Annotated in this window: 12 protein-coding genes; 2 read left to right on the top strand and 10 right to left on the bottom strand. The window is 66.7% G+C overall.

The window, feature by feature from the left end; translation table 11 throughout:
• Nucleotides 1-226 precede the first annotated feature (226 nt).
• The 5 genes from E6G06_21795 to E6G06_21775 all read right to left on the bottom strand — a co-directional run bounded on the left by E6G06_21795 (nt 227) and on the right by E6G06_21775 (nt 3012).
• Nucleotides 227-691, bottom strand: a complete 465-nt coding sequence (locus tag E6G06_21795; protein TML85712.1) for a hypothetical protein — start codon at nt 689-691, stop codon at nt 227-229.
• Nucleotides 692-697: 6 nt separating this feature from the next.
• Nucleotides 698-934 (bottom strand): hypothetical protein, encoded by a 237-nt coding sequence (locus tag E6G06_21790; protein ID TML85711.1) that lies wholly within the window; start codon nt 932-934, stop codon nt 698-700.
• A 241-nt stretch (nt 935-1175) separates the two neighbouring features.
• Nucleotides 1176-1517, bottom strand: a complete 342-nt coding sequence (locus E6G06_21785) for a hypothetical protein (GenBank protein ID TML85710.1) — start codon at nt 1515-1517, stop codon at nt 1176-1178.
• 452 nt (nt 1518-1969) lie between these two features.
• On the bottom strand, nt 1970-2473 hold the full coding sequence (locus E6G06_21780; GenBank protein ID TML85709.1) for an META domain-containing protein: 504 nt from the start codon (nt 2471-2473) through the stop codon (nt 1970-1972).
• Between the two features lie 62 nt (nt 2474-2535).
• Nucleotides 2536-3012, bottom strand: coding sequence for an ATP-binding protein (locus E6G06_21775; GenBank protein ID TML85714.1), 477 nt, complete (start codon nt 3010-3012; stop codon nt 2536-2538).
• A 429-nt stretch (nt 3013-3441) separates the two neighbouring features.
• On the opposite strand from E6G06_21775, the gene E6G06_21770 reads away from it, so the two are divergent.
• A complete protein-coding gene (locus E6G06_21770; GenBank protein ID TML85708.1) occupies nt 3442-4083 on the top strand; it encodes a peptidase in 642 nt (213 codons plus the stop codon).
• A gap of 232 nt (nt 4084-4315) precedes the next feature.
• Here the strand turns inward: E6G06_21770 and E6G06_21765 are convergent, their stop codons facing one another.
• Nucleotides 4316-5008, bottom strand: a complete 693-nt coding sequence (locus tag E6G06_21765; GenBank protein ID TML85707.1) for a methyltransferase domain-containing protein — start codon at nt 5006-5008, stop codon at nt 4316-4318.
• Nucleotides 5009-5100: 92 nt separating this feature from the next.
• On the opposite strand from E6G06_21765, the gene E6G06_21760 reads away from it, so the two are divergent.
• On the top strand, nt 5101-5367 hold the full coding sequence (locus tag E6G06_21760) for a hypothetical protein (protein ID TML85706.1): 267 nt from the start codon (nt 5101-5103) through the stop codon (nt 5365-5367).
• Nucleotides 5368-5426: 59 nt separating this feature from the next.
• Here the strand turns inward: E6G06_21760 and E6G06_21755 are convergent, their stop codons facing one another.
• From E6G06_21755 to E6G06_21740, 4 genes are all read right to left on the bottom strand, one after another.
• The gene (locus E6G06_21755; protein TML85705.1) at nt 5427-5648 is read right to left on the bottom strand and encodes a GNAT family N-acetyltransferase; all 222 of its coding nucleotides are present in this window, start codon (nt 5646-5648) and stop codon (nt 5427-5429) included.
• A gap of 535 nt (nt 5649-6183) precedes the next feature.
• Entirely contained in the window at nt 6184-6423 is a 240-nt protein-coding gene (locus E6G06_21750) for a hypothetical protein (protein ID TML85713.1), read from the bottom strand.
• Nucleotides 6315-6893 (bottom strand): hypothetical protein, encoded by a 579-nt coding sequence (locus E6G06_21745; protein ID TML85704.1) that lies wholly within the window; start codon nt 6891-6893, stop codon nt 6315-6317. The genes E6G06_21750 and E6G06_21745 overlap by 109 nt, the downstream gene beginning before the upstream one ends.
• 422 nt (nt 6894-7315) lie before the next feature.
• A complete protein-coding gene (locus E6G06_21740) occupies nt 7316-8329 on the bottom strand; it encodes an IS110 family transposase (GenBank protein ID TML85703.1) in 1014 nt (337 codons plus the stop codon).
• Nucleotides 8330-8448 lie beyond the last annotated feature (119 nt).

The raw sequence follows: 8448 nt of genomic DNA, 5'->3' as shown, positions 1-8448 counted from the left end.
TTCCCCAAACGCTCAGAGATCGCGCACTACACACAGGCCGACCTCGACGGGGTCGCATCAGAACTCAACGGCCGGCCTCGACAAACTCTCGGATGGAGGTCACCATCTCAATCACTCGACGAGGCGTTGCGTTGACCCCCTGAGACCGCAGCAGTTCGGGGCGCGGTCAACATCGTTGCCAGAGGAGGGATGAGCAAGGTGACGGGTCAATCGTCGTCGACATCCCTTAGACCTGGGCCACCACACCCACAATGACGATGCTGATGCCGCTCAGATGCCCGATGCTGCTTGCTGCGAAGAGTTTCCAGCCAAGGGAGCGTTCGGCGAAGTGATCGCCAACGCCCTGGAGCCAGTTCGTCGTCCCTCCGGCCACGAAGAGCGCCGAACCGGTGATCAAGAGGAGAGCGCTCGCGGTCTCCAGCCAGGCCGTGAGTTGCGAAAGGCCCAACGCAACAGAAAGGCCGAAGTGAACAGCCCCCTGGATGATCGCGGAGAGATGCGCGATGACAAGGTGTCGAGACGCTTCCGGCGAGCGCATCCGCGACTGGGAGATCGGGATCCCGAGCACGAAGCCGTATCCCAGGCTGAGAGTGCCGTAGACCACGAGGATCTTCTGCGCGGTATCCATGTGGACATCGTGCCCTCCGCGAGCGCCGAGCGGCAGTTCGGGCGCGGTGATCAGGTCGTCCATCCGAAATCAGGACTGCCGCCGCCAGTGCGTCGTTTCTCCTTGAAACGTGAGAGTGAGGCTGTCGCCGCTCAACGTGTAACGCGTTCGCTCCTCGTTCGGATGCGACGGCTGGTTACTGACGATCTCGTCGCCCTCCACACGATAGGTAAGAAGCATGAGACCTTCCCTGTCGGGTGTGAGCATCAACTCTTCGTCCGGACCCGGCACCGTGTAGATGCAACGACCGTTGGCGAGGAACTCCATCCGATCGCGCCCACCTTCCGCGACCCACACTCCAAGCAGCGCCTCAGGAGGTTCCGGGGCCGTGCCCTTTCGGCGCCACCGCATGGCCGAATGGTGCCAGATGGTGCCGCGCCCGAGCGGCTGTCAGGGCGCTTGCGACGTACACATTGCCCGATCCGGGAGCGCCGAGCGGCAGTTGGCTGCTACCACTCCGCGTTCGCGTAGGACTGCGGCTGGCGGTGTCGAGTGATTGCATGGCGCGCTAGACCACCTCGGTCTGCTCCCGCAGGATGCGGACCGCGCCCAGGGTCCCGAGACCGGCCAGTCCGAACAACACGACCGAGCGAGCTAAGCGATGACGCGCCGGTTGGCGGCACGTCCCCTTCGACGGGACGATCAGCACCGGCGCGACAACTTGTGGCTCGTGCCCGGTGGTGCCCGCCACGAGGACGCGTTCCGTTGGCTCGAAAGCCGAGAAGACGGGCGACCGGCAGTCAATGTGGACGACGCCCTGGCTCACTTGGAACGGGAGAAGGGCGAGACCGGCGGCCCACAACACCACAAACAGCCCGACGAGCATCGCGACCCGCCGCGCGCGGTTCACAGCGTCAGGATAGAGCGGTGCGTGCAGAAGCCGCTCGGCCTTCCCTACCCCTACGCTCGGTTACCACGTCCTGACGAGCAGCCAAGCGGCACGTAGCGGCAGTTCGGGCGCGGGTCAGGATCGTCGCGCCCCAACGGTTCGCCGGATGAGTGCGCCAAGGACTGCGCCCACGAACACGACCACGAGCACGATACCCACGAGGACGATGACGGCGACCACATGCGACGTGTCGGCACCTGGCCTGACTGTGTCGTTGCACGAGTTCGCCTTGAGCGTGTGGATCGTCGTAGCCGGAGTCAGACACGCGGCGAAGACCCGGACGACGATCATGGCTGTTGGACGATCGCGTCACGCAGCCCGGTTCCTTGATCCTTGCCCATCGGCGTCGATGCCCGATGAGGGCGACCCGAGCGGCAGTTCGGGCGCTGGGCGACGAGAGCGTGGAACGAGCGTTAGGGGACGCTCGTCGTGTCCAGTGTTACGTCGTCGTTGGAGATGGTGAGTCTGTCCCCACGCAAGGCGAGCGCCGCCCCAGTACGGAGCGCGCGCGTGATGCGGGTCTCTTGCCCCGAAGAGGCTGATCCGCAGCCGACTTGGCTCACCACGCCCATCGGGCGGACCAAGTGATGGGCGGCGTCGACTGAGTACGTTGCGTCCAGGCTGTTGCAGCCCATGTCGGCGGTGAAGTGGTCCGTGGTGAAAGAGATCTTCGGAGCGGTTCCTGGATCAATCGCCACATCAGCACCGCGTTCCGTGATCCGAGTCACGCGGAACACCCGACCGGCAAGCTGGCCAGCGACAACCGGCGGGGCGAGCACCGTTGTCGGGGCCGGTACGGAGGCCTTGGGCGCGGCGCTGGTGGTCTGGTGCCCCGAGCAGCCCGCGAGACCCACGCCAAGCACCAGTGCTGCGGCAACGGCAATGGGCTTCACGCTGTTCTGACGTATCGGCCTCATCGGCGGTTCCCTCCGCACCCAAGCATGATGCTACTTCCGCGCCTCGGCGGGCCGAGCGGCAGTTATGGCGCATCAGGCGGGTCGAACAACGCGAGCTCGCGCGCATCGGGCCGCTCCAGAGCCGCATCCCATTGCTCAAGGTGTTCGCGCGTGATCGCGGCCGATCCGAGTCGCTCCTCCATGGCGCGCTCTCGTACCCTCTCCAACAGGACATCGACCGGGGCATCAAGGAAACGAAGCTCGACCGCGGCTCCCTCCTGCCTGGCGGCGATCCGCAGATGGTCACGCTCGACCCGTGACCACAAGCCCCACTCGATCACGACGGTGCCGTGCAAGCGCAGCACCGCCACCGCCACAGACCACTGCATGCTCTCGATCGCGACGCGTGTATCGCTATCCCATAGGTCAAGCCCGAGTGCGGCCATCCATTCGTCGGGGCACAGCCGCACGGCCCGCATCTCGCGCTGAAGTCGTTGAGCGAGCGTTGTCTTTCCGGTTCCCGGCAGTCCGCAGACAAGGATGAGCCGGCCGGCAGACATCGTCCCTTCGTTCATCCGCTCAACATCATTGCCCGCCGGGTCGCGACCGAGCGGCAGTTCGGGCGCGTCCGCGTCACCCGCGATCGACGACCGACAACCGCACAAAGGACTGGCGCGGAACCAGGGTGCCAGCCGGTGGCCAGTGCTCCCTCACGAAGCCGTTCTCAGCCGGCATCTTCTGAGATGCCGACGTGGCCTCGCATCGCAGTTCAGCAGCAGCGAGACACGCCCTTCGCCCTCGCGAACGACATGCCGAGCAGGGCGGGCACTGTGGTGGAACTGGCTGTCATAATCCCAGCTTGCCTCAACCCATCGCGCCCGAGCGGCAGCTCTGGCGTGGCGGAGGCAAGGCGTGACGCCAACGTTCGCGGCCCGCGAGCGGCACTGGCGGCGACCCGTTGGACTCCGTCGATGGCATCGTGATGTCTGATGCGTCTGTACCTTTCCTCGTTTCGGATGGGCGACCGATCCGAGCAGCTTCCGAGGCTGGTTGGCGGCGCGAAGAGGGTGGCCGTCATCGCGAACGCGATGGATGGCGACCATACGGCGGCTCGTAGCGCTGGCGTCGAACGCGAGGTCACGGCTCTCTCGACGCTGGGCTTCCGGCCGGAGGAACTCGACCTCCGTGCGTATTTCAATCAGCCCGAGGCCGTTGAAGCCGTCCTCGCCGACTTCGGATTGGTGTGGCTTCGTGGCGGGAACGTGTTCATGCTCCGCTACGCACTTCACCGAGCAGGTGCAGACGAGGCGCTAGCCCGCCTCCTCCATCGAGACGCATTGGTATACGCCGGTTATAGCGCCGGTCCCTGCGTTCTCGGGCCGACGATCCGAGGCTTCGAACGAACGGATGACCCATGGATCGTGCAGTCCATCTACGGCGGAGAGCCGCTCTGGACGGGCATGGGCATCCTCGACTTCGTCGTCGTTCCCCATGTCGATTCGCCGGAACACCCCGCGTCGGCGGCGTTGAGTCGCCTTGCAGCCGCCTACGAAGCGGACGGCGTGCCATACCGAGCGCTGCGTGACGGTGAGGTACTCGTCATCGATGGCCCCGACTGTTCCGTGTACTGAGCTCTCTCGTGCTGCGGAACTGCCGCTGAGCTTGACGACGGTTCCGCTCGCGAGCGCGCCAGATTGCCCGATGAGGGCGGGCCAATCAGGCAGTTCGGGCGCGATGGGAGTGGGCGCCGCGGCATGAGGTGCTCACAGTCGCGAGCGCCCCCGAACGGGTCTTGGAGGGCAGTCGACTGACGGATGGCCATCCGCGGGACGTTGACCCGGGTCGAGGCGTCGGCGCGGCCAGTCACGTGGCCGGCGCTGGGGCGCGCCGGCACCGGAGCAGAAGGATGGTGGGCACGGGCGCTAACGGTTCGACAGCGCGTTCGAGCGAGAAGCCCGCCTCTATGAGCGCGTTGAGGTAGGTGGACATCGTCCGGTGCGATGAACCGACACGGATGCGCACGCCGTCGGGATTGTGGTCGGTCGATGTCCACCAGCCCTCGTCGAAGTAGGACCCCTCCGGCGGCCAGCTCGAAAGTCCTGCCTCGTTGCCGGGGAAGCACGGGTGCACCATCGAGACCACGAACCAGCCACCCGACCGAACCGTCCTCGCGACCGCCGCGAGGGGGCCGTGCAGGTCGTCGATGTCCATCATGGCCATCTCGCACACGGCGCCGTCGAAGAGACCGCCATCCCACCACTGGTCGGGGTCGGCGATGTCAGTCGCGTGGTAGGTGATCCCAAGAGGTTGGGCTGCCTCGCGGGCGCGTGCTTGTGCGATCAACTCCACGGAGATGTCGACGCCGACGACGCCTGCGCCCAACCGAGCGAGACCCCGCGACGCGCGACCGTGCCCGCATGCCACGTCCAAAATCCGTGCCCCGCGCACAGTCTGAGGGAGGAGACCGCCTACACCTTCGGCGATCAGCCCCTCTCCGTCCTCGACCCAGCCGCGATACCAGTCGGCGATCGTGTCGTAACGTGCCTTCCTCGCCACGACCTCTTGCCTAGCACTGTCCCAGAACCCGGGCTCGAGGTCGTTTCTCGCTCCGACGGCACCCGCACCACCAGATCAAGCAGACTCCAACGGTGCTGACCCAGATCTACGGGCTGACAGCGGTGGGCGACACGGTCGAGGTCGACCGACTCCAACCCGATCACATCGGCGTCGTCCTCGACGAGGGCATCGAGACCTGGGACAGCGTGGACGATGCGACCGCCATTGAGATCGCTCGGGCGATCGAGAACGCCCGGCTCGTCGCGCTCTCGCTGTCGACCGACTCCAGATCGGGTCCTGATGACGGCAGAGCTGCTCAACCCCGGCGATCGTGCATCTCGCCCGTGCTCACGAGATGACGCCAGCGCTGCTCGGGCGGCACGGACAGACTGCCTGATCCGCGGGGGCCGAGCGGCAGTTAGGAGCGCCGCCGTTCGAGGCGCCACCACCACGCGAATACCGGTACCCCGAGTCGTTCGGCTACCCGCTGAGATGACAGATTCTCGGACGAAGTGCTGTAGAACGCCGTGCGTCCACCATCGGTGATGAGATTGGCCCACCTGGCCGTCGTGTGGGCGCCGAAGCCGTTGCCTCGGTAGGCCGGGTACGTCCAGAGACCCGCTTCTGCGCCCGTGGCCATCCCTGGCGGTACTGCATACCGAAGCCACGTTGCCGTTGATGACGGCCACTGCCCAAGGACCGCAACCTTCGACTGGGTCGCCCTTGGGTATTAGCGCTCGCAGCGCCTCGGCCTCTTCACGATCGTATGTCTGAACATCAGCACGTGAAGGAGCCGTGATCCCGGCAGGGATCACGTAGGAAGGACCCTCCTCGGTGACAGGTTGAGTCCCAGTCACCGCCGCAATCGCCTCCACGCAACGGCGCGAAGTCGATGGTCGCCAAGGCAACGTCGTCGCGAGAGCCTCACCTTCGATCATCTCGCGCAACGTGTCGGCGAGTGACGTGGGTAGTTCTGTAGAGAAAGCAACGACGCGAGCAACGGTCGAATCGCCACCCACAAGGTACGGCGCCGACCGACCGTATGGCACACGACCGTGTAGAAGCCGTCCCTCCGAGTCGCGCACCCACAACGTCTCAACCTCTCGGTCAAGAAGCACCTCGTGGTCGTTCGTCACCCGCACAGAATGCCCAGTGAGGATGGGGAACGCCATTGATCAGGGTCCACCGCCAATGTGTTGGTTAGACCAGCACGCAGGAGCCGCTGACCGTAGCCACCGTACGTCGCGCAGGGGCACGCCGGCGTCGAGGGCGGCGGTGATGAAGGCGTGGCGCAGGGTGTGCGGGCCTACCCGCTTGGCGATGCCCGCCCGGCGGGCCAGGCGACGCACGATGCGCGCCGCAGCATGGCGATCCAAGCGGGCGCCAATGCTCCGAGCAGGATGGGACCTTCGCAGCGCTCGCCCACCGCCAGGTCCAGCGCCCGGGCGGTGCGGGGCGCGAGCGGAACGGTGACCACCTTGGCTCCCTTGCGGGTGATGGTGAGGGTGCGATGGCCGCGCTCGAGCGCCAGACGCTCGACGTCGGCGCCGATGGCCTCGGAGACCCGCAGGCCGTTCAGGCACAACAGGGACACGAGGGCGTGGTCCCGGGCTCCAGCCAGGCCCGCGGCCACCAAGAGCGCACCCACCTCGTTGCGGTCCAGTCCCACGGCGTGGGACTCGTAGTCCAGACGCGGCTTGCGGACGTGGACCGCGGGCGAGTGCTCGATGACGCCCTCCTCGACCGCGTAGCGGTAGAAGCCGGTGACGGTGCCCAGCCGACGCGCGATGGTGGCTCGCGCCCGTCCTCGGACCTCCAGGTGCCGGGCGAACGATTCGATGTCGGTCGCCGCGCACAGAACAGCGCGAGGTGGTGTTCTGCGCACCAGGTGGCGAACTGACGCAAGTCGAGCGCGTACGCCTCTCGGGTCAGACCCGAGTAGCCGGCCAGGAAGCCGATCAGTGCCAGACGCTCGGGGCTGGTGACGAACGGGTCGTAGTGCTCGATGGCGGTGGAGATGGTCTTGGGTTGCATGGCGGAGCCTCCTTTGATCGGAAGCTCCCAGCTCACGCCCGCAGCCGCATGAGGCGCCCGCGATCAGCGTTCAGCCGAAGGCGCGTCCGCTCCAGAGCGAAGCCTCTTTGTGTCAACGACCTTGTTCGCGAGCGCGCCGAAGCAGCGCCTGTTGGTGGGCGCGTAGTGTCGTAGTGGGTCCGGGAGTGACTTCTCCGAAGAGCCGGTGTTCAGGGTTCAGCCGGCCACGCTGGAATAGAAGAGTCGTCCCTGGTCTGTCCTCCCGGGCCCGCCTCAGCCGGCGTCGACCACGAGCTGGCGGTAGACCGCGTCGCTGATGCGCCGCTTGAGGGCGCGCAGGGCTTCCTTGCGGCTCTTGCCCTCGGCCAGCTTGCGCTCGTAGTAGATGCGCCCTGGTGTGTCGTGGCCGACCTGGGTGACCGCGGCCATGTGCAGCGCATGGTTGAGTTGGCGGTTCCCCCGAGGGTTGAGCCGGTGACGAACCTGGGGCCCGCTGGAGGCTTCGATCGGCGCGGTGCCGTTGTAGCGGGCGTAGTGACCACTCGTCGGGAAGCGCCGCACATCGCCGGTGTGGCCCACGAGCAGCGCGGCGACGATCGGCCCCACGCCGTGGATGTTCGTGACGGTGGTCCCCGACGTGGCCACGGCCTGGTCGATGCGCGCCTTGAGCGCGACCAGCTGGTTGTCGATGCGGCGCACATCGGCCAACAGAGCACTGGCCAAGCGCTTGCGTTCCGCCTCCACGAGCTCGAGCGGACGCATGGCTCGCAGCGCCCTCCCGGCGCGCTCCGCGGAGAGCCGACGAGACAGACCGCCGGGAATGAGCAGGCACAACAGTGCATGCAATCGACAGATCGCCTGGGTGCGCAGCGCGATGAGGTCGTGGTGGCGGTCGGCGAGCAGGCGCAGCACTGCGGAGTGGTCCATCGCCACCACCGATCGCAGCCCCGCGTGGCGCAGCGCCACCACGGCGGCCGAGCGAGCGTCGTGCGGATCGGTCTTGTCGTTACGCCCGGCATCGAGGAGTCGCACCCGCGCCGACAGCGCCGGGGGGACGTCGAGCACCACCTCGCCCGCGGCGACCAGCTGCTGGGCCAACAACGCTCCGAGTCCACTGGCTGCTTCGATGGCCCAGGTGCGGGGCGTGAACGGTTCGGCGAAGTGCAAGAAGCGGTCGCGCTGGCGGCGATCCGCAACCACCCGCAACTCACCGACCAAGCGTTCCTGCCGGTCCAGCACCGCCGCAGTATGAGACCCCTTGTGAGGGTCGATCCCGATCACGAACACGATGTCCTCCTCAAGGTGCGAGCCGCTGTGGATGCCACGGCGGGCAGTCCTGATGAGGGATCGATTGCTCGCCTCTTTCGAGCCACGCCGCAGCGAGAACCCGGCGGGCGGTCGCTTCG

Source organism: Actinomycetota bacterium (assembly GCA_005888325.1).
GTDB lineage: Bacteria > Actinomycetota > Acidimicrobiia > Acidimicrobiales > AC-14 > AC-14.
Note: the sequence above shows the minus strand (reverse complement) of the source record. Positions and strands in the feature narration are given on the sequence as shown.